The following is a 21,719-nucleotide window of genomic DNA, read 5'->3' as shown; positions in this document are numbered from 1 at the left end:
GTTATTTCGGCAGGATGTCTTGCATCTTCTTGCAGTTTATATCCAAACTCCTGCAAATACCTACTGTTTCTTCGAAAAGATCCTTTGGAAGGTCAGGTATGGCTACTATGATCTCATGTACCTCTTTGCGTTTAGTTATCTGCATCATATCTTTCCTTGAACCTAAAACAGAAACACCGTGTATGCGCCTGCCCAACTTTTCCTCGTCATCATCTAAAAATCCCACTGGTTTATATCCAAGGATCTTGTTATTCTTTATCTCTCTTAAAACGATCTCTCCCGCGTCCCCTGCTCCATAGATCAAAACATTCTTACCGCTCAAACTGGCCTGGTCAAATATCTCCTTGTAGATCCTCTCAAGGATCCTTGTCCCTGAGATCAGGACAAAAAGTAAAAGCCAATCAATAACAAAAACTGCTCTTGAAAATCCCTGGAATCTCCATACAAAAAGCACAGCCATTGCCGCGGCAACCGACGCGAATAAAATAGCCTTGAAGATATCTATAAGATCTGTCACGCTTACATATCTCCAGATACCTCTATAAAGTCCGAATTTAAAAAATACCGCGTATTTTATGATCACCACTACAGGCAATGACTTTACAATAAGGCTCTGATTTTCCAAAGACAATATACCCTCGAACCTTAAAAGATATGCTGACACATATGCGACACATATCAATATAAAGTCGATCCCTACCTCCAGCATCCTTCTCTTGTGCATCAACATGCCATCTAATATCACCTTACCGCTTTTTTTCTTAAAATCCTTTGGCTCGAGGTCTGTATAGACCTTGACCTTGCCTAGAAATGTAGCAAAATATATAAGCGTTATGGCCGCTACCAGAACAAGCATCAGCGTCACCATAGAACTGACAAACATTGATAGAACGCTTATGCCGCCAAAAAGTATACTTATGCAATATAAGGCGATCACAGTCTTCTTGTCAGAGAGCCCCAGGACCACCATCCTGTGCGATATATGATCCCTGCCTCCTTGAAATATTTTATGCTTACTTAAGCTTCTTGCAATTGCCACAAACACTGTATCAAGGATCGGGACAGCAAGGACCAGGACAGGTATAACAAGTATCATCACTAAATGCGTGGACTCTTTCCAGCTGCCCTGCAGCGTTATAGCTGCCAGCATAAAACCTATAAACATACTGCCGGAATCCCCCATAAAGATCTTAGCAGGGTTAAAATTATATCTTAAAAAGCCGAGTAGACTACCCGCGAGTATTAATGCCGGTAATGCCAGCAAAAGACTCCCATTTAAAAGCGCGAACACGAATATGATGCTGGAAACAATAGCCGCGATGCCAGCTGAAAGCCCGTCCATATTATCAAGGAGATTAAAGGAATTTACAATAGCTACTATCCACAGAACTGTAAGAGGCATACTTATTATCTGGTATGGGATGACCTTTATGTTCACGCCAAAACTTACCAGCAGGGACGCGATAATGATCTGACCTATGAGCTTGGTGTGAGGCTTTATATGTTTGATATCATCAAAAAGCCCTAGCGCAAAGATCATGGCCCCGCAAAGAATAATACCCGTAATATTAATATCAGGTTTTACAAAAATAACGTAGGGGACAATAAAGGAAATAAAGATAGCTATGCCGCCAAAAAGCGCGGTTTCTGTCTTATGCCACCTGTCCTTTGTAGGTTTCGCGATATAGCCTCTGTTTAAAGCGATTCTTCTTACAAGAGGGGTTAAAAGTATGGAAAGCGCGAAAGAGGTAAAAAATGGTATAAGGTAGGTCTTTAGTGGTATCATTTGCCTTTCTCGTGATGCGTCATGCTATAATCCACTACACTCTTTATAATCCCTTCGAGATCTATGGTTGGTTTAAATCCTATGGCCTTATTGACCTTTGTGGTATCAGGTACCCTTCGCTGCATATCCTCAAATCCATCTTCATATGCCTTATCATAAGGGATATAGACGAGTTTTGATCTGCTCTTCGTGATCTCTATTACTTTTTTAGCAAGATTCTCTATGCTTATCTCTTCCTGACTGCCTATATTAAAGACCTTGCCTACCGCGTCTTTATTAGTCATCAATTTTATAAGCGCTCCAACTACATCCTTTACATGTAAAAAACACCTCGACTGTTTCCCGTCTCCATAAATGGTTATGTCTTTACCTTTAAGCGACTGATTTACAAATCTAGGGACCACCATTCCATAAGCGCCTGTCTGTCTCGGCCCAACTGTATTAAAAAGCCTTACTATTACACTGGGCACCTTTTTCTGACGCCAGTATGTATAAGCGAGTATCTCATCCACTGCCTTTGCAGTAGAGTATCCCCATCGCGCCTTTAAAGGCGAGCCCAGGATCCTGTCGTCCTCTTCCTTTAAAGGGCCATTCGTATTCTTACCGTATATCTCTGAAGTAGAGGTAATAAGTACCTTTTTATGATAACGATGCACCATCTCCAGCACTATTTCACTTCCCTTTATATTTGTAACCAGGGACTCAAGCGGCTTCTTTACTATCAGATCCACGCCTACTGCCGCGGCCAGATGATATACGGCATCACATTTCTCAACAAGTTTATCCACCAGCGACTCGTTTAAAACCGTGCCTTCGACAAAACGAAAATTCTTATTTCCATCCAGATGCGCAATATTCTCAAACCTGCCGGTAGACAGGTCATCAAGCGCGGTAACACTGTTGCCAGCCTTGATCAATTCATCCGCAAGATGAGATCCAATAAACCCCGCGCCCCCTGTAATCAATGTCTTCATCTTAAACTATCTCCTTTGCTCAAAGCTTTATTATACAACTTATATATATCTTTTATCAATCTCTCTTTTGAAAATCTTTCCCTGACTGATTCCCTGCCATATTCTCCGAATCGCAGCCGCTTATCTCTGTCGCTCACTAATCCCGCTAATTTTTCCGAAAAATCTCTTTCATCTCCTGACTTTACCAAGTACCCGCTCTTTCCATCCTCCACCACATCCCTTACCCCGCCTACATCAGTCGCCACCACAGGCCTTGCCGAAGCCATTGCCTCAATAATAGACACAGGCGTCCCTTCATTAAGAGAAGTCAATACAAGGATATCCATATCTTCATAAATTTCCTTCAAATCTTTTACCCATCCCTTAAACTCTACGATATCTTTTATCCCTAATTCTTTAACATAATTTTCCAAATCACTCCTCAGCCCTCCATCTCCAATCACTATAAACCTTACCTTGTCCCTTGTCCCTTGTCCCTTGTCCCTGCTGGCTACCCTAAACAACATCTTATGATTTTTTATCGGCACCAACCTCCCGACTATCCCAATCTTCACAATATCCCCGGCCTCTTTAACAGGAAGACTCAAAAGCTCCCCCAAATCAAATCCCAATTCTACCACCTGAACTTTTCCTTCAGGTGCAATTCTGTATTCTACAACAAGTTCTTTTTTTAATGTCTCGCTCACTGTGATTATCTTATCCGTAAATAATGCTAGGATTTTCTCCACCCACAAAAACATCCAGGATTTTACTCTGCCAAAATACCCCCTAAACACATGTCCATGAAAAGTATGGACCAGCCTACACCCGCACAATATCCCTGCCAGCCTGCCTAATGCCCCCGCCTTTGCCGTATGAGTATGCACGATATCAGGCTTCTCTTTGCGAATAATCTTACATATCTTCCAAAATGCCTTCCAGTCATTGATTATCGAGAGGTCTCTTCCTAATTCCTTGACTATAATAGGGACAACTCCTTTATCTCTTGCAAGGTATGTCATATCACCCTCATTATTACTGACTTCTCCGCAGACTAATATTGTCTCATAACCCCCTTGTCCCTTGTCTTTTGCCTGCCCCGTACCGGAGCGAAGCGACTGGTATGGGGTCCCTTGTCCCTCACATCGCAAACCCTCGCTCAAAAGCACCGCATTCCTCGCAGGTCCTCCAACATTAAGCCTCGCGATTATCCTGACTATCTTCATAACATGCTCTCCCCATCCACAAACATCCTGTGCCAGAGCTCCAGATTCAATAAGCTCCATATGCGGGCGCCATTATTAGCCCTGCCCTCGCAATGACCATCCAGAAGAGCCTTTATGCCTTCCTTTTTAAAGTAACCCCTGTTGATGCATTTGCTACTCATCAAGATCTCATGAGAATAATCCTTAAGCTCATCACGAAACCACCTGTCTATCGGGACTCCGAATCCCATCTTCCCTCTTGAAAGTATCTCTTTAGGTAATACATCGGAAAGTGCCTGTTTCAGAATATACTTAAGCCTCGTACCTTTTATTTTCATACTGCTCGGGATGGTAGCGGCAAATTCCATCATCCTGTGATCCAAAAAAGGCGAACGTCCTTCCAATGAATTCGCCATAGTGGCAATATCCATCTTTACCAGCAGGTCATCCAGGAGATTCGTCCTTATATCAGCCGACATGACCTTATCCACTACATCCTTAGACCTGCATCTATCAAAAGCGCCATCAAGATACGCGAAACTATCCCTGTCTTTTATCTCATCCTTAAACGCGCCGCTGAATAACTCCTCTTTTTCGCTATCTCTAAAAATACTGACCCAGTTATAATGCCTTTCACGGTAGGATTTTGACGCCATTAATAAAAATCTTTTTAACCTCGTCCTGAAATCCTTAAGCCCGAGAGATTCAGGCAATCGCCCCGCAATAGCCCTTAAAAAAGGCGCAGGAACTATCTTTAAATATTCAGCGAACCTTGCCGCCATGAACCTCTCATACCCGCCAAAACACTCATCTCCCCCGTCTCCATTAAGCGCCACAGCAACTTCCTGTCGAGTCATTTTAGCCACATAATAGCTCGGAAGAGCAGAAGAATCCGCGTATGGTTCATTATAATGCCATACAAGTTTTGGTAATACCTCTATAGCGTTAGGTTTGACCATATATTCCTTATGCTCTGTCCCAAACCTATCAGCTATCTGCCTGGCAAACTTTAATTCACTGTATTCTCTATCCTCAAAACCTATAGAAAACGTCTTTATGGGCTTTGAGCTTAATTTACTCATCATGTAAACCACAGCGCTTGAATCAATGCCGCCGCTTAAAAAAGCGCCCAGCGGCACATCGCTGATCATCCTTATGCGAGTCGCTTCTTCAAGCAGATCCATGATCCTTTTGCAGCATTCAGGCTCAGAAAGTCTGTTCTTTTTAGAAAAATCCAGCTCCCAGTATTTTTCTATCTTTATATTGCCCTTTTCATAGATCATAAAATGCGCCGGGGGCAATTTCATAATGCCCTTGAACATACTTTCGGGAGTAGGCACATACCCGTAACTCAGATAATCAGTAACAACGCCTCTGTTCACCTCGACCGAGGTCTCAGGATCCTTAAGAATAGCCTTGATCTCAGACGCAAATATCAGCGTCTGATTCCTGTAAGTATAATAAACTGACTTTTTACCTATTCTATCGCGAGCAACAAAAAGCCGTTGTTTCTTCTCATCCCATATAGTAAACGCAAACCCTCCCCTTAGATCATTAAGGCAATCTATGCCCTTTTCTTCATATAAATGAATTATTGTTTCCGCATCTGTATGTGATTTAAAAATATGGCCTTTTTTCTCTAAATCTTTTCTAAGTTCAGAAAAATTATATATCTCCCCATTCATCACCAGCCATATAGACCCGTCCTCATTCCCCATAGGCTGATGCCCTCTAGAAGAAACATCAATAACGCTAAGCCTCCTATGCCCCAACCCAACCCTTGCCTGCCCCGTACCCGAACGAAGTGAGTGGTTCGGGGTCCCTAAATAGACTCCTTCATTATCAGGACCGCGATGCGCAAGCACACTGCACATCTTACGTATCAGGCCTTCACTGATATTAGCATTCGTATTTAAACTAACCTTCCCGCATATCCCGCACATAATATCTCACTCTGTGTATATTTTATTACCCGCTATAAAACCCATAAAATAATGGCTTGCGCGTAGTAACAATTATTTGTTCATTAAATCTCTTTTTTCCAAATAAAAAATTAGTAACCCACTTAGACAGTCCTTTCCTTTTTAGGGGTATATTAACCACTTTCGGGCTATGAAACATGTGATCAAACAAAATATTTGAAAGCTCTGCATAAGTAGTTAATCCATGATGTTCATTATTAGGATTATTATGGGTATGCGGAATATATATTCTGAACGGAGATCTTAATCTAAAAACCGCCATGCATCTTTTTAAGAATACAGAAAGTCTTAAATAATCCAGATTAGGAGTCTTTATAGTAAATGTCCCTCCTGGTTTTAATACCCTATAAACTTCTGATATAACTTGGTTTTTCTGTTCATAATTAATGTGCTCAAAAAAATCTGCTGAAAAAACCCCATCAAAATAATTATCTTCAAATAATAATTTAACTGCATCTCCTGCCTTTACATCTGCATCAAATCCATTTTCTTTCAAAAGTATCGAAGACTTGTTGACATAATCTGAAGAAATATCCTGGCCAGAAACTTTCCCGCCCATTTTCGCAATTGTAAGCATATAAATCCCAGGCCCGCATCCTATGTCTAATATTTTTTTACATCTTACGTCTCCTAACACAAATAAAGCCAAATCCCGTATTTTTAATTCATGTAAATTTCTTACCCAAGTTTTTCCGTCCCAATTTTCATGAGATGAGTGGTAATAACCCAATGTCCATGCATTACTTGGCAACTCCTCGGTTTTTTTAATTTCCATCTTATCCCATCCCTTTAAATCCATAATGCCTCCCCGAAGTAGTATGATTTGCGCTCTGTAACAGCAACACAGTATTCCTCGCAAGTCCACCAATATCAAACCTCGTGCTTATCCCCAAAATCTTCATACTCACATATACTTCATTTTTCCGCTCTTAACCAAATATTCATAAATAATTCAAAATAACCTGACATTATTTTTTCACTATGAAACTTGTTCCCTGTAAGCGCCTCTGATATTCTGCTTCTGGAGTATAATACTTTATGCTCTCTTATCTCTACAGGGCTTATTAATTTAAGTTTAGCCATGACACTTAATATCGGAACTGTCCATGACGCGGGAGTCGTAATGATAAAGATTCCTTTTGGTTTTAAAATCCGGCATATTTCCCTGATTCTTTCAGGCAGCACCCCAGGATCTATATGCTCCAGCACGGCCAACATAGTCACCACGTCAAAATATTCATCCGGAAAATCGATCCTGTTTTCCTTCTCTATATTGAACTTTTGCAGTTTTATATTCTGAGGAATATCATTGCGGCTATTTGATAAATTTTGATCTACTCCATATTTCTCAGCAAAATCTATGCTATTAAGAAAATAAGGGTAATTGCCACAGCCTATATCCAATATTTTACCCCTTTTGGATGCAGGAGGTATCAATCTATCCGCTATCTCTGCCCTCTTCTTCGCTAAGAAACCTTCGAAAAACCCATAGTCCCTGGTTACATTTTTGATAGACATCTTCTTTCCTGTCATGATCAGTCTATAAACTTATATTTTATAAGAGCCCATATTGCGCTTATGGCATGGTACCATCTTATTTTTTTACCTTCCGAATAGCTCCTGCCGTAATAAGAGATTGGCACTTCGTAAACCGTATATCTTTTTTTAAAGACCTTTGCTGTTATCTCTGCCTCGACTGTAAAATCCTTGGATTTTATATCAAGATTATCCGTAACCTCTTTTTTAAAGACTTTATATCCTGTCTCCATGTCAGTAATAGTCGTATTATAAAGAAAATTAGTAAAAAATGTCAATACAGCATTGCCTACTTTATGCCAGAACATGTAAGCCCTCACTGTCCTGCCTCCTGAAAGCCTTGAGCCATATACTACATCAGCATTATGCTTTATAATGGGGTCCAGTAATGCCCTGTATTCATCAGGATCATATTCCAAATCCGCATCCTGAACAATTACTACATCCCCAACGGCCTGTTTAAATCCTGTTTTTAAGGCCTGGCCTTTGCCTGAATTCTTCTCATGAAAAAAAACCTTGATATTATCGTTTTTTAACTCCTGCAATACTTCTCTTGTCCCATCTGTTGAGCCGTCATCGACTATGATTATTTCTTTATCAATGTCTACAGCCTGCACCTTATTGATGATCTCTTTTATGGTCTTCTCTTCATTAAAAACAGGTATCACCACTGACAGTTTCATCCTATCCTCCAATTCATTTCACTTTCTTATAAATAAATATGTTCGGCCCTGCGATTAGCTCCTGGCCGCGATCCAATAAATTTACATATTTCAAGTTTTCCGGATTTTCTTTTAAGGTGTCAAAGGAAGGGAACCAAACAATATAAGGCATTGCGGTAAATCTCTTTATCAATGAATATTTCTTCGACAGCTCTTCATAAAACAATGCCCTGTCTTCTTTTTTCGCCCAAAAGCCGTGATCATAATAACTGCTTACTACTACGTAATCAGTGTTGTGCTGTGAAAGAGTATCTCTATTAAAATACTTTTCTTTTTCCAAAAAAAACTTTGGAACTTTTTTATACTTTAACTGGGAAATCCTTGCCTTCCATAAAACACCATTGCCTCCATTATCTCGAATCTTTTTCAGCTCTTCTGTAAGACATTCTATATTTTCAACCAAAGGGGGGTTATGAACTATTTCCCATGGAAAAGCGCCTTCTATTAATATGTTGGAGTCCTCTGGGATATTATCTTCTATCCATGACTTTGAAATAGCCCTGGCGTCCGGCTTTGTAAGTAAATAATCATACCGAAGAACATCAATCAAAGAAGGCGCTACTAATAAAAAACCTACTATTGAATAAATAAATGTATTTTGCAATCTAGTATTTATATAAGAAACTATGTCAGCTATAAAGATAGCTGTATAAATACATACGAAAGGTAAAACGCCCATTAAGTAACTTGGCCGCGCATTGGCTGCTAAAAAAATAAATAAAAAGTAAGCCAGGATATAAGGCAAAATAAGTATACTTGCTTTTCGCCTATCCTTTTTAAAAATTAACAAAAAAGATAAGAAAAACGCTATAAATAAACATATACCTATTGATCTTTTTAAACATACTAAATACAAATGCCATGTAGGATCGCCGCGATCTCCAATAGGAACTGTAAAAACAGGGCTTAACCCGAAAATGGCTTTTAAAAAAGTTCCTATATAAAATATAATAAAAGGTTGGCCGAGAAAAAATCCTGCTATTACAAAAATACACATAAATAAACAGTCTTTCACTATTTCCTTTATCGATTTTTTCTCAAGAAAAAATCCTGATAAAACAAAAAATATACCGAATACTGCCAAATACTTGACAGAAATGGCAAGCCCTATCAGGAAAGCGGCCAAATAAAAAAATTTCTTATTTCTATTGCCACGCATTGTACAGAGAAAAGAAAGCAGTAAAAAAAGAACGTAGATGATATCTGCTTTTATTAAATGCGCCATAATGACATATAGCAGGGAAAAAGCCAGAAATAACGCAGCTAAAAAACCGGAGAATCTATTTGCTAAACCTTTAGCTATCAGATATGTTAAAAATACAGAAAATGTAGCTAACAGAGCAATGCTGATTCTTCCTATCAAAAAGAACGCTTCCGGATTATTTATATAATATAACAAAAAGTCACTGGTAGTTTTTATGCTTCCTGAAAATAACTTAATAAAATAAAAAATAATATATTCAAAAAATAAAAAATGATATAAAAAACCCCCGTGTATAAAACCGGTGTTCAGCTCTCCTTTGCCAAGACTAAGAGCAGTTACGACAAAATTTATTTCATCATGTTCGTAACTATGAGGCATGTCATGAGCTATTCCCCATAAATTTATAAATAAAGACGCCAGGATTATAATAAAAATAGGCGCTGCAGATTTTATTTTCATAACTTACCTATTATCCGTCGCCATACCAGTTTTAATAAAATCTTAAAATAATTTGGTCCCGTCTTAAAGACCTTGAAAGAAGAAACGCCCATGTCTACGCTTCTGTTTATCCAGGAAATAGGTACCTCCTTAACATTATAACCGAGCAATAAAGGTTTTAGGCCTGTCTCGGCATTTGCAGCAAAATCATCCGATTCAATTGTAATTTTCTCAATTACTTCGCGGCGAAAAATCTTCAAATTATTGGAAATATCCCGAAAATGCCTGCCAAGAAATAAATTGGCTAATATATGAAAAAAACGATTGGCTATAATTTTTGTGAAATCATATTTTACCAAAACAGAATCACGAGAAAACCTGGAGCCTACTGCTACGTCAGCGCCTTTGGCTACGACATCGAAAAGATCTCTCATTTCAGGGATAATATGTTGAAAATCACTGTCCATTATTAAAATGTATTCGCCCTTCGCCTTTTTCAGACCATCTCGCAAAGCCCTGCCGACTCCGTTCGGAGGCACACGCTTTATAAGCCTTATACGGCTATCTTCTTTCACTAATGCCTCGGTTATTTCAGCAGTTCTGTCTTTCGAATTATCATCTACTATAATAATTTCAAAAATATACCTGTCATAAAAATCCTTTAAATTCTTTACCAACGACTTTATATTCATCTCTTCATTATGACATGGTATTATAAAAGATACCTTTTTAAAGAACATGGGATGTTCACATAGATCCACGGTTAATTCTTTGTGGTTCTCAAAAGCAGGATTCTGCGCCCAAATATACAATGAACCGGCAAGATTTCTTAAATAAGGGCAATTTTCCATAATGATACTCATGTTCTTGGCCGGCCATACTAAAAATTTGGGAATCGGTGAATAAAGAAAATCGTAAGGAAGGACATTGATTTTAGCATATCCTATTTCTGACAAAACAGAAAACACCTGCAGCCTATTAAGTAAAACGCCTTCTGACGGACGTTTCCAGTCTACCGGTAATATTTTTCTGATCGTTCTGCGGATTCTATAATAAGGATTCCAGGAATTAGGCTCGAACAAAAGAAGGCTCCCGCCGGGTTTTATCAAAGATTTAACGATATAGAGAAAATCAGTTGCAGTGTTTTTTTCTAACATATCTTGCGCCACTACACAATCAAACTTTCTATCTACTAATGATCCCGGAAACATATCCATGTATAATGTATCTACATTGGAGCAGGCAAGATTCTTTTTATTATCCAAATATTCGCGTGAAAAAACTATAGATGTTATCTTGCATTCTCCTCGCGTTGCCTGGGCTAAAACCTGTGTAAATTTTCCGTTACCCCCTCCTATCTCAAGAATGCTCTGCCCCGGAAGAATATGAAAAAGATGGCGCATCATAGAAGCCCGCCATCCCATCCGTAATTCTACAAAAGGGTCAAACTTGTCCCAATAAATGGTCCTGTTTTTCTCTTGTTCCGAAAGCAAGGGCTTCATAATATACTCAATGGACTATCTTTTGAAACATCCTTATAGCTCTTCTCAGTAATGATAAAGGGACTATGCGACGTACAAAATAATAAAAATCAAAATATGCCAACAAAGATAGAGAAACTGGTTTTCTATGTAATGGGTTGTCTTTATCAAAATACTCTAACGGCATGCTTTTCAAAAAACTAAGCTCTTCACTACTATACCCTTTGAACAACACAACAAAACCCCTGCCGTATTTATTTGAATGGGTAGGATAATACACTCTGACATCTACGTTATAAAATAAATCGTAAATATATCCCCAGCACAAAATCCTCCCATAATAAAAATCAAATCCAAAATCTCCATGCGGCCGATGCTTACTTGATCGTCTAGGAACAAAAAAATCGTCTATTATAATGACGGATTTCTCAAGTTTTAATGCTTGCTTTAGCTCATCTCTTAACGGCCAATACTTCCCCCAATGTGCATCGAGAAAAAATATTGTTTTCGAACTTTTAAATATGCCTTCATCAATACACTTTTGTAAAAATTTTGCAGAATCCCCATGAAACAGTTTAATATTTTTATTTGTTTTAAAAAGTTCTCTGGCGCTCTCAAATGAATGACGATCAATATCTACAGAAAATAAATTAAATTGAGATTCACTAACATCTTCAAAAATAGGATACTTAATGAGTTTGCTATTTAAGCTATAGTATCTTGCACCAGTCACTGCATAATCAGATATTTTTCCAAATCTGGAATCCATCTCCGAAAACCACCTAGCCACTTCAGCTACCGTCTCCCCCATATCTGTGCCTGTCTCAACAAAAAAATGGATATCGAGTCTTTTAATAATCTCTCTATAAAACTCATCGATCATACCCGCCACCTCCTCCAGCATACTAAAAACCCTACTGTTGCCAGAATAAATATATATGGCTCCACAGGTAATCTAAAGCGCGGCGAGCCATAAAAGACTAAAGCCACTATTTGAAAATAAATTATTGGCAGTAAAACCGGGTAAATCTTCTTAAATTCCTTAAGGGAAAGTAAGGCTCCGACCGCGAAAAATGGCAGTATCGCTGCATATACAAAATTAAACCATCTCCCGCCTACTATCTCCCAGTCAAACGGAGCCCAGAAAGATAAGATCTTCTTGAGTTCCAACCTTAAAACTTCTACGGGATTCTCCGATATAAACTCGAATGTCTTTTTTATTAAAAAATTACTGCGCAAAACAGGCGAAGCAATATTTCCTGCTTCTCTGATTACGGGATCATCAGAAGTGGCAAGCCTCCCGAATATGCCTTCAGGGGGCCGATAAGAAGAATAAAAACCTATACCGCTCTGCGTGGAAACCCCGATAAATCCATGAAAAACATTATAATTCCTTATAAGCCATGGAGAAACCGTCAGGACAAAAAATAGCAACATCAATAAATATTTTTTTGTCCTGTCTTTTTTTATATCGATAAACACTGGTAGCAAAAATAATGGAAAAAACATCATCGCTGACTTGGTAAGAAGCGACACGCCTATTAATAATCCTAAAATGGCATAGTTTTTGAGCACAGCTTCTTTCTCCCTGATTTTAAGAATATAAAAAACTATCGCGCATAAAAGAAAAGTAAAAAATGATTCTGTGAGCAAAAGCTCTGCGCTCTTTATAAATACAAAGTATAACGCCGCTACTGAAGCAGATAATACGCCGACAGCGCTGCCTTTCAGCCTATTCCCTATAGAATATATAAATACGCACGTCAACGCGCCTAAAATAGACTGGATAATCCTTACCGCGAGATAACTATGCCCAAAAATAGCATAGATCAGTGATAAAAAAAACGGATAAAACGGAGGATAAAAGGAATGAGGACTGCCATACATATTTACATAACCATTACCCTGACTCAGCGATAATCCTAATCCATCATAAATATAAGCATCTGCCGTAGGAATGTCGCTACTCTGCAATACAAATAACAGCCTTATGATAAAGGCTAACAAAAATATAAACCCTAATGTATGGCGTCCCTTGGTAAATCCCATATTAAATAATGTTCCAGTTCTTTTCGACATTGTAACTTGAGAAAAAAACTATTTATCCTTTATCAATAATTGCCTAAGGCATTCGAAAAACAAACCAGGATATTCCGATATAGAGTAAATTATATTATTTTTCATAGCGCATTCCCATGTACAATAACAATCTTTTCTTTTCAAGAATTTAAAGAAATCCAGGGCTTTCTTTGTCTTTAAAACTCTTTTGATATCGTAATCATAATCTCGCATATTGCCAAAATTAACATCTAACATCTCGCAAGGAATTATCGTACCGTCACTATCTATCTCTATAAGTTTTTTTCCAACTACACACTGTAATAGTCTCTCTTTTTTTTTCTTTGTCTTTGCTACTAATCTAAAGCAAACATTGTCTATCGCTCTAATTATATCAATATTTCTTGAATTCTTAGTATTCAGCCTCATAAGCATCGTGCTTGCCTTAACGTAAGTTTCTATATCTACTTTCTTGGCATCCTTATCAAATATCTCGCCGCGAATATAACCCAGAACCATTTCTAATTTCAATGTCTTTGTCACATAATCTATAATATTGAATATATTATCTGAGTTGAGTCCGGAATAAACAGTTGTTGCTAATATCTTCAGCTTAGGATAATATTTTTGTAAATTTTTTATTTCATTTACAGATTTTAACAATCTTTTAAATCCCCCTGGCACCCCTCTTATTTCATCGTGCTGCCCTTCGATACCGTCTATTGAAAAACTGACTGTAAGGTGCAATCCCGGGCAAATCCTTAAAATCCCCTCTATCTCATTAACAAGCTTCTCTGTAGCAAAACCATTGGTAATAAAATTTAACCTCTCTAAATTATTATTACCATAAAATACCTGCGTAACACTCACAATGTCTTCTCGTAAACTAGGCTCCCCTCCGCCATAAGTCATGTATTTTATTATGCCAAAACCTGCGGATATCTTTTTAATTTCATCTAAGGTAAGTTCTTTTGGTAATTCCTGATTTTGCACTTTTTTCCAATTAAAGCAATGTTTGCATCGAGCATTACATTTAGACGTTACTAAAAATATTACATACGGTGGAGTTTTAGAAAATAAAAAATTGAACATCTTTAGGCAAGAATATATCTTCGTTAGATAGTGAGATAGGACAGCTCTTATAGCACCCATGCCCATCGCTAAATACCAAAGGTAAATTATAGGTATCGAACGGGCTGAAAAAAATATCCCTTTTTTTCTAGCGCTATAAGCATACAAGCCATGGTCAAGAAGGGTTTGAATTAATATAGTAGCAAAAAATAATAAAAGCGCATAACGCATAAATAACGAAATACTAAGTGACAAGATTCCGATCACAGAAAGCATGGAATTAATGCCTTCCTTTAGAGTACCATAACCCTTATCAAGTTTAAAATTTCTCTGAAGGACGATTCTTACATAGACATAGCTTCTTTTAAGTAATTTTTTAAACCTTTTCGGAAAACTCACAAAATTATGATGTACATGAAATGACTGATCCAACAACATCTTGTAATTGTGCTGTTGAATAACCTGCCCTATCTCAAATTCTTCCCCTCCTGCCGACTTAAAACTAGTATTAAATCCTCCTATTTCAAAAAAGACTGCTTTACTGATTGAGAAAGCAAACGTTTGCACATATGAAGTCTCCGACCCCATTAAACTCAATAGATAATTATGAAGCACTGCATGGACTGCGGGAGTAAACCCAGGAGTCAATGACTCATGGTATATTTGACATTGATATATCTTGATATCTGGATTTTTATGGGCTTTTGCGAACTTTGACAGAGTGTCTCTCTCAAGCACTACATCCGAATCAAAGAAAACAAGAATATCTCCTTTTGCGGATTCCGCGCCTTTATTTCTCGCTGTAGCTACTCCTTCATTTGTTTTTAAATCTATTATCCGACATGAGAATCTTTTTGCGATATCCAATGAACCGTCTGTGCTATTATCGTTTACAACTATTACTTCAAAATCCGGGTAATCAGAATTAAATACAGACTCCAAGCATTTCGCTAAATATTTCTCATCATTATATACAGGAACAATAACCGATAACATGTCCAAAAATCACCTTAAATTAGATCTTAAAAATTGATATGGCGCTCAAATATCTCTTGATGTCCTCAAAGCTCCTGATCTTCAATATTCTTTTTGCTATATAAGAAGGGCGCTTGTAAAAGGACGCGTAGGCCTTTCTTTGAAAAAGCTGTATATTTTTTAGACCGATGTTTTTATTTACATAAGAAGCTTCTTTTCCTGTAATAAGATATTTTGAATAATCTGTTTCTAACGCATTTTCTTTTTTGGCTATTTCATATAGCCTTGTACCGGGATAAGCCTGGGGCAGATAGAATGTCGCGTAATCAATATCACTTGAAAGTGCAAAATCAATGGTATCCTGGACAGTTTCTATTGTTTCTTCGGGAAGCCCTAAAATAAAAAATGCCCTTACCTCCATTCCCGCTTTCTTTACCATTTTTATAGCTTCGGATGCCTTTTGAATAGTAAATTTTTTATTGATTAATTTTAGTATTTTATTACTGCCACTCTCTATGCCAAAATCTACTGACCAGCAACCTGCAGATTTCATATGTTTGAGCATGTTAGGGGTAATCATATTAACTCTGCCATTACAACTCCAGACCAAATCATACCTTTTTAATTCATCGCAGATTCCTGTTGTAACTTTTTCGTTCATGGTAAAAACATCATCCCAAATCCTTAATTCTTTTGTTTTAAATTCTTTTACCAATCTATCAACTTCACGCATTACGTTTTCTATAGACCTTTGCCTTACGAAAGAGCCGAAAGCGCCCCGATCGCAAAAGATGCATGAATATGGACATCCTCTTGTTGTCAATATAGATCTCACCGGTGGTCTTTTATAGCTTGAAGGTGTCCTTTTATATTTAGACAGGGGAAGGCATTCTAAAGCAGGAAAAGGTATTGTGTCTATATCCTTTATCAGCTTCCGCGGCAAATTTATATGGCCTTGCCCGTTACTATTTTTCCAGAGAACTCCATCAATGTTATTTATGTCTTTCTTATCTGCTACTGCTCTAACTATATCTAAGAACGTCTGCTCGCCTTCGCCATAAACAGCGAAATCGAAAAAATCGCTATCGCTAAATAAATATTTACCCAAGCCTCCACTTACCATAGAGTTTACATGCGGGCCGCCTATAACTGTAATTGAGTCAGGTTGCAGCCTCTTAATCATTGAAAGATTTTTCTTTGTTATATACCAGTCGGGTGTATATGTGCTTATACCTATAACATCATATTTCTTTTGCAGCAAGAATGCTTGAAATGCGCCGCTATCATATCCTTCCGCAAGACAATCCAATACCTCGACATCATAACCATTTTGTATTAAAACTGCGGCTATATAAGCTATCCCTAGCGACTCTGAAACAGTAAACACCTCATCAATAGCCTTTATTGAAGCAGGATTACTTTCTCTTGTTGCGGTACAAAGCAATATTTTCAATTTTCACCTAACCTGTCATAAATTAAAAATATCCAAAAACAACCTCCAGAAAAATAAATGCGCTTTTCTGCAAGTAGGCAATTTGGAGACACCCCATTTTCTTTCATATTCGTGAGAATTTACCTCTGTTACTCTAAATTTTTTCTTAAGGCATTGGACTATCATGTGCTGCTCAATATCAAAATCATCAGCCTTTAAGTCAAGCTTCAACCCAACATCTCTTTTTATAGCCCTGAACCCATTAAGGCATTCTGTAAGATTTGTTTTCCATATATAATTAATCACTAATGTTAAAAATCCACCGCCTACACTACGTAAATACGTGTCAAGGTCCCCCTTCCATTCGTCGCTTCCGCCCTTATGTCTTGACCCTATTACAAAATCTGCCTCATCCTTCAATAAAGGCTCTATTAATGCAGGGATTTGCGCCGGATCATGCGACCCATCTGCATCCATAAAGACAATTATATTCCCGCTTGCCTCTTGTATGCCTACCTTATATGCATCCCCCTTACCTTTTTTATTATCAAAAACGACCTTTGCTCCTTTAGAAGAAGCGCGCTCTGCTGTTTTGTCGCTTGAATGCCCATCTACAACTATGATCTCATCCACAAAATTTCTTGATGAATCCACAAGTTCAGCTATTCCTTCTTCTTCGTTTTTAGCAGGCATTACCAACGAGATAGCGCAGGTTTTATTTTTATCCTTTTCCATAAGCCAAGACCTTTCTTTTTATCATGCTATAGATTTTAGTTATTGCAACGGCAGCAAAAATAATCAAATAAGATTCATAAGGATACCTGTACCTCGGATCTCCCCATATAATAATTGCTGTCAGTGTCGTGACCGCAAAAATCATCAACACGATATCTTCCATGATACCATGTTTTCTAAAAAATAAAATTCCGATAACTCCGAAGAAAAGCACGAATGCGTAAAAAGGATTGAACACCTTTAATCCTTTTTCAAAAGGCGCCCAGTGCACTATTGCTTTTTTAAAGAATAAGCCTGGTATTCTCTTCTTATCTCTTTTTAACTCCTCGATCCCTTGCTTAAAATATATCCTGTTCTTCTCGTACTCGGAGATATTCTTTATTTCATCCATGACTTTAGAATAGTGTTGAGGATAGGCCCATCCGCCACTCGCAACAGAATTATTCCCCATCCAAAATGCAAAACCACTTACGGTAGTTAGTGGAATAAATTTACCCTGAACAAGATAATTCCTAGTCACCCATGGAGCCAAAACCAATGCTATAAAAACATACATCATAAAAAACTTTCTAAAAAAAACTTTCATATTAAACCTGCATGAAAAAACTAAATACAGAAACAAAACAACCGGGTATAACGCGAATTCCGGCCTGGTTAATATTGTTAGTCCTACAAAAATACCTGATAATACCGCAAAAACTTTCTTTTCTGTCTTGAGAAAATAAAGTAAAAATAAAATACTAACGCCAAGTATAAAAATATAAAAATATTCCGAAAGAATTGAAGCAGGGCCGCCATAATAGAGAAAACCTGAAACAAAAGGCTTATAAAAAACCGCCATCAAAGCAGCCAAGATGCCGGATTTTATATCATTATAGATAATATTGGTAATAAAAAATATCACGACACAAAACAAGGCGCCTAAAATAGCCTGTATTATTCTTACAGCCAAATAACTATGTCCACAGACAGAATAAACACCTGCTAAAAATAACGGGTACATAGGCATCCTATTGGACGTAGGAACTCTTGGCCCATCAACGACTTGCGTAAAGCCATGACCGGACATTATGTTTACCGCCAAATTATCATAAACCCTGGCATCTGCATAAAGCGGTTTACCTGACTCTTGATACGTAGCAACGGCGAATAATCTCAGAGCTAGCGCAAGAATAAATATTATAAACAGAATATTCCTAACTTTAATGCTTTTCATATCTCAATTTACGCATATCCTCTTAATAAATAATATATAATGCCGATATACTCATGCACGATCGCTCTTATCTGCCCTACCTTTATACCAAAAGTCCTGTCATAAAACTGGCTTTTTTCAACCGGCACACAAAACATATTTACGCCCCCAGCATGCTTATCGAATACTAAATCAGCGCGGCGCATGTTATACGGCGAAGAAACCAATAATACTGAATGCCAATTATTTTTATCTAAAATCTCCTTTGAAAATATTACATTTTCATAAGTGCTATTTGCTTTTTGTTCTAAAATAATATCTCTTTCGTCTACCCCCATAGAAACAGCCATAAGTCTCATGTTTTCGGCATCGTTGTAAATATATGTATATCCTGATGAGAATATTATTTTGCCGGAATAACCTTTTAGATAGAGTTCTGCGGCGTATCTTGCCCTCTCTATGGTACTCCTGCCTGGCCCACCTGTCTCGCCCACGCCTCCTCCAAATACGAGAATAGTGTCTGCCTTACGCGGGGCATCTGAGATCTTCAAAGGCTCGGCTGCAAACCATATAAAAGGCGTTTTGAACAGTAAAAGATATACTGAAAGGCATATTATTCCGAAACGGACGGCCTTTTTTCTTGCTGTCTTATAAAAAATAAGGAGATTTTCCTTCCATCTTTTTTCCCTGTCTATTTTTTTTCTTTCGAGCTCTTTTTCTATTGTAGAGCTCATTTTCTCTATTCGGCTCTCCCAGCTATTATCCCGCGCTGTTTCTATTCTCCTGCTTACCAAAGAAGGTTCATTTTCCCTAACAGTCCTTTCTATGTGCCCACTAAAGGCATTGGCATCTTCGGCTATACATACAATATCCTCATATTCCTTATTAAATAATTCTATTTCCGGCAAAGGTGTCGATATGACCGCTTTGCCCAGAGCAAGATACTCATTTAACTTTGTAGGATAAACATTTCTGGTGTAATCCGTAATAAGATAAGGAATGATGCATACATTGAAATATTTTATGAATAAAGGCAGTCTTTCATGTTCTTTTTTGCCTAAAAAATGAACGTTTTTAAGTTTCAGGAGCTCGGATACTTTGGTTTGGATCGGACCGACAAAAACAAAAGAATAGTCAGTATGTTTCTTTGCTAATTCATTGATCAATCCCTGATCTACCCATTTATGCACTCCTCCCACATAGCCGACTATCGGCTGTTTGATATTTTTTAACTCCTCGGGGATCTCAGTGTTTCCCAGCCTTGCTTTTTCGAATTTTTCAAAACTTACGGCAAAAGGAAATTTATAGACATTGCTGTTATGCCTGGCGCATTTATTGTAAAGCTCTTCTGATGTCACAAAAACCAGGTCAGACCTCTTAAGCAGGCTTTCTTCTGACTTTCCTATCTTCTTTGCCGATAGAGAACTGCCGGAAAAATTGTCTATGCAATAATAGACTATAAGTTTCTTCATCAAACTATCGGCTATATCCATGCTTAGAGGCGCAGGCAAAAATGTCCAGACAATAGGATCGCTGAAATCTACCGCTTTCATCCATTTCTCCAGCACAGCCAATATCAAATACCTGTTGATCCATCTCGCAACCCTTGAATAAGGAAACGGCAGGACCAAAGGAGAGAATATGTATAAATTTTCCCTTTCTTTGCGTATACCCTTTACGCCCCTGAGCCAGTTCCTGATCCTGCTCTTTATACGGGAGAGATCTTTTATGCCTGGCGTACGCACTCCTGTATTTTCTATAAAGAGCACACGATTCCCCTTTTCTGCCAGGGTAGACATTATCTCTTGATGACCCTGCCATATAAAATCCCAGTCAATGCTGGATATGCAGATTATGTTCTCATTTTTAAGCATCTATAAAACGTCCTCTCTCTGAAAGACTATATCTATTTTAAGCTATAATTATATAATAAATGCAATATTTTTCATATATAAATCTTATACTACTAAAACACTAATAGATTAATCTGTTCTAAATTTTATCGCATATCCCTTCCGGCCTTTTACCTCATGGTAGATCTTGGCGCTTATCTCCGCTATGACAGCCACTGTTATAAATTGCACTCCGACTACCACCAATAGAACCGACAATAACAGCAGCCCACCGTGATCCCTGACATTGGCGATCTTTCCTAAGAGAAACAGGCCGATTAAAATAATGTCTATGAATATGCCTGCCATAGACATGAACAAGCCCAAAGAACCGAATATCTTTAAAGGGGAATTAATAAAACTGATCAGATATTTAACAACCACAAAATCAAGCAGGACCTTGAAAACACGAAAAAGGTTATATTTAGATTTCCCGTGTTTCCTGGCTGTGTTTTTAATAGGCACCTCTGTCATAGAGATCCCCTGTACGCTGACTAAAGCAGGTATAAACCTATGTAATTCACTGAAAAGATCCAAGTTCTTTATAGTATGGCTTTTATAAGCCTTGAATGTTGTCCCAAAATCATGCAATTTTACCCCGGAGATCCAGGAGATTATTTTATTCGCTACCATAGACGGAAGCCTTCTTGACCAAAAGGCATCTACCCTGTTTTCTCTCCATCCGCTGACTACATCGTATCCTTCTTCTATTTTGCTTAAAAATAAAGGTATATCCTCCGGGTCGTGCTGCATATCCCCATCCATAGCTATTATAACTTCTCCGTTCGCGGAATCAAACCCGGCTGACAATGCCAGCGTCTGGCCGAAATTTTTAGAGAACCTTATGACCCTTACATCCTTATCCTTTTTATGTAACTCCATGACCAAATCAAAAGTCTTGTCTATGCTGCCATCATCTATAAATATTAATTCATAAATTATCCCTGATCTAGAAATGACTTCCTTTAACTTATTGTAAAGCAATGCTATATGGTGCTCTTCATTAAAAAGAGGCACTATAACGCTTAGATAAGGTTTTTTCATATCCATATTT

General features: G+C 37.9%; 17 protein-coding genes. All 17 read right to left on the bottom strand.

The annotated features are described in order from the left end of the window. Position 1 precedes the first annotated feature (1 nt). Positions 2-1,786 carry a glycosyl transferase gene (locus P9L93_06975; protein ID MDP8230826.1) on the bottom strand — a complete coding sequence of 595 codons (1,785 nt, stop codon included), beginning with the start codon at positions 1,784-1,786 and terminating at the stop codon, positions 2-4. After that, positions 1,783-2,760: a GDP-mannose 4,6-dehydratase gene (locus tag P9L93_06970; protein MDP8230825.1), complete on the bottom strand. Its 978-nt coding sequence runs from the start codon at positions 2,758-2,760 to the stop codon at positions 1,783-1,785. Before P9L93_06970 ends, P9L93_06975 begins: the two co-directional genes overlap by 4 nt. Then, positions 2,757-3,965, bottom strand: a complete 1,209-nt coding sequence (locus P9L93_06965; protein MDP8230824.1) for a glycosyltransferase family 4 protein — start codon at positions 3,963-3,965, stop codon at positions 2,757-2,759. The genes P9L93_06970 and P9L93_06965 overlap by 4 nt, the downstream gene beginning before the upstream one ends. Continuing rightward, positions 3,962-5,887 carry an asparagine synthase (glutamine-hydrolyzing) gene (asnB, locus tag P9L93_06960; protein MDP8230823.1) on the bottom strand — a complete coding sequence of 642 codons (1,926 nt, stop codon included), beginning with the start codon at positions 5,885-5,887 and terminating at the stop codon, positions 3,962-3,964. Before asnB ends, P9L93_06965 begins: the two co-directional genes overlap by 4 nt. 25 nt (positions 5,888-5,912) lie before the next feature. After that, on the bottom strand, positions 5,913-6,725 hold the full coding sequence (locus tag P9L93_06955; GenBank protein ID MDP8230822.1) for a methyltransferase domain-containing protein: 813 nt from the start codon (positions 6,723-6,725) through the stop codon (positions 5,913-5,915). A gap of 116 nt (positions 6,726-6,841) precedes the next feature. Then, positions 6,842-7,444, bottom strand: coding sequence for a class I SAM-dependent methyltransferase (locus tag P9L93_06950; protein ID MDP8230821.1), 603 nt, complete (start codon positions 7,442-7,444; stop codon positions 6,842-6,844). Between the two features lie 17 nt (positions 7,445-7,461). Further along, on the bottom strand, positions 7,462-8,145 hold the full coding sequence (locus P9L93_06945; protein MDP8230820.1) for a glycosyltransferase family 2 protein: 684 nt from the start codon (positions 8,143-8,145) through the stop codon (positions 7,462-7,464). 13 nt (positions 8,146-8,158) lie between these two features. Continuing rightward, positions 8,159-9,847 (bottom strand): glycosyltransferase family 39 protein, encoded by a 1,689-nt coding sequence (locus P9L93_06940; protein ID MDP8230819.1) that lies wholly within the window; start codon positions 9,845-9,847, stop codon positions 8,159-8,161. Beyond that, a complete protein-coding gene (locus P9L93_06935; GenBank protein ID MDP8230818.1) occupies positions 9,844-11,232 on the bottom strand; it encodes a bifunctional class I SAM-dependent methyltransferase/glycosyltransferase family 2 protein in 1,389 nt (462 codons plus the stop codon). Before P9L93_06935 ends, P9L93_06940 begins: the two co-directional genes overlap by 4 nt. Before the next feature lie 103 nt (positions 11,233-11,335). Continuing rightward, complete coding sequence (locus P9L93_06930) at positions 11,336-12,190, bottom strand: hypothetical protein (protein ID MDP8230817.1); 855 nt, start codon at positions 12,188-12,190, stop codon at positions 11,336-11,338. Further along, positions 12,187-13,386, bottom strand: coding sequence for a glycosyltransferase family 39 protein (locus P9L93_06925; protein MDP8230816.1), 1,200 nt, complete (start codon positions 13,384-13,386; stop codon positions 12,187-12,189). The genes P9L93_06930 and P9L93_06925 overlap by 4 nt, the downstream gene beginning before the upstream one ends. An 18-nt stretch (positions 13,387-13,404) precedes the next feature. Beyond that, positions 13,405-15,432, bottom strand: coding sequence for a glycosyltransferase (locus P9L93_06920; GenBank protein MDP8230815.1), 2,028 nt, complete (start codon positions 15,430-15,432; stop codon positions 13,405-13,407). A 19-nt stretch (positions 15,433-15,451) separates the two neighbouring features. Next, positions 15,452-16,864, bottom strand: a complete 1,413-nt coding sequence (locus tag P9L93_06915) for a radical SAM protein (GenBank protein ID MDP8230814.1) — start codon at positions 16,862-16,864, stop codon at positions 15,452-15,454. A 15-nt stretch (positions 16,865-16,879) separates the two neighbouring features. Continuing rightward, positions 16,880-17,578 carry a glycosyltransferase family 2 protein gene (locus P9L93_06910; GenBank protein MDP8230813.1) on the bottom strand — a complete coding sequence of 233 codons (699 nt, stop codon included), beginning with the start codon at positions 17,576-17,578 and terminating at the stop codon, positions 16,880-16,882. Then, positions 17,565-18,794, bottom strand: coding sequence for a glycosyltransferase family 39 protein (locus P9L93_06905; protein ID MDP8230812.1), 1,230 nt, complete (start codon positions 18,792-18,794; stop codon positions 17,565-17,567). Before P9L93_06905 ends, P9L93_06910 begins: the two co-directional genes overlap by 14 nt. An 8-nt stretch (positions 18,795-18,802) precedes the next feature. After that, a complete protein-coding gene (locus P9L93_06900; GenBank protein ID MDP8230811.1) occupies positions 18,803-20,647 on the bottom strand; it encodes an ElyC/SanA/YdcF family protein in 1,845 nt (614 codons plus the stop codon). Positions 20,648-20,755: 108 nt separating this feature from the next. Further along, positions 20,756-21,715, bottom strand: a complete 960-nt coding sequence (locus P9L93_06895; protein ID MDP8230810.1) for a glycosyltransferase family 2 protein — start codon at positions 21,713-21,715, stop codon at positions 20,756-20,758. Between the last annotated feature and the right edge of the window lie 4 nt (positions 21,716-21,719).

It is taken from the genome of Candidatus Gorgyraea atricola, assembly GCA_030765235.1.
GTDB lineage: Bacteria > Omnitrophota > Gorgyraeia > Gorgyraeales > Gorgyraeaceae > Gorgyraea > Gorgyraea atricola.
Note: the sequence above shows the minus strand (reverse complement) of the source record. Positions and strands in the feature narration are given on the sequence as shown.

Coding starts and splice junctions, on each gene's coding strand:
- P9L93_06945 (MDP8230820.1), bottom strand. CDS start 8,145: ATGAAACTGTCAGTGGTGATACCTGTTTTTAATGAAGAGAAGACCATA.
- P9L93_06940 (MDP8230819.1), bottom strand. CDS start 9,847: ATGAAAATAAAATCTGCAGCGCCTATTTTTATTATAATCCTGGCGTCT.
- P9L93_06930 (MDP8230817.1), bottom strand. CDS start 12,190: ATGATCGATGAGTTTTATAGAGAGATTATTAAAAGACTCGATATCCAT.
- asnB (MDP8230823.1), bottom strand. CDS start 5,887: ATGTGCGGGATATGCGGGAAGGTTAGTTTAAATACGAATGCTAATATC.
- P9L93_06950 (MDP8230821.1), bottom strand. CDS start 7,444: ATGTCTATCAAAAATGTAACCAGGGACTATGGGTTTTTCGAAGGTTTC.
- P9L93_06905 (MDP8230812.1), bottom strand. CDS start 18,794: ATGAAAAGCATTAAAGTTAGGAATATTCTGTTTATAATATTTATTCTT.
- P9L93_06910 (MDP8230813.1), bottom strand. CDS start 17,578: ATGGAAAAGGATAAAAATAAAACCTGCGCTATCTCGTTGGTAATGCCT.
- P9L93_06920 (MDP8230815.1), bottom strand. CDS start 15,432: ATGTTATCGGTTATTGTTCCTGTATATAATGATGAGAAATATTTAGCG.
- P9L93_06970 (MDP8230825.1), bottom strand. CDS start 2,760: ATGAAGACATTGATTACAGGGGGCGCGGGGTTTATTGGATCTCATCTT.
- P9L93_06965 (MDP8230824.1), bottom strand. CDS start 3,965: ATGAAGATAGTCAGGATAATCGCGAGGCTTAATGTTGGAGGACCTGCG.
- P9L93_06975 (MDP8230826.1), bottom strand. CDS start 1,786: ATGATACCACTAAAGACCTACCTTATACCATTTTTTACCTCTTTCGCG.
- P9L93_06925 (MDP8230816.1), bottom strand. CDS start 13,386: ATGTCGAAAAGAACTGGAACATTATTTAATATGGGATTTACCAAGGGA.
- P9L93_06900 (MDP8230811.1), bottom strand. CDS start 20,647: ATGCTTAAAAATGAGAACATAATCTGCATATCCAGCATTGACTGGGAT.
- P9L93_06935 (MDP8230818.1), bottom strand. CDS start 11,232: ATGATGCGCCATCTTTTTCATATTCTTCCGGGGCAGAGCATTCTTGAG.
- P9L93_06955 (MDP8230822.1), bottom strand. CDS start 6,725: ATGGATTTAAAGGGATGGGATAAGATGGAAATTAAAAAAACCGAGGAG.
- P9L93_06895 (MDP8230810.1), bottom strand. CDS start 21,715: ATGGATATGAAAAAACCTTATCTAAGCGTTATAGTGCCTCTTTTTAAT.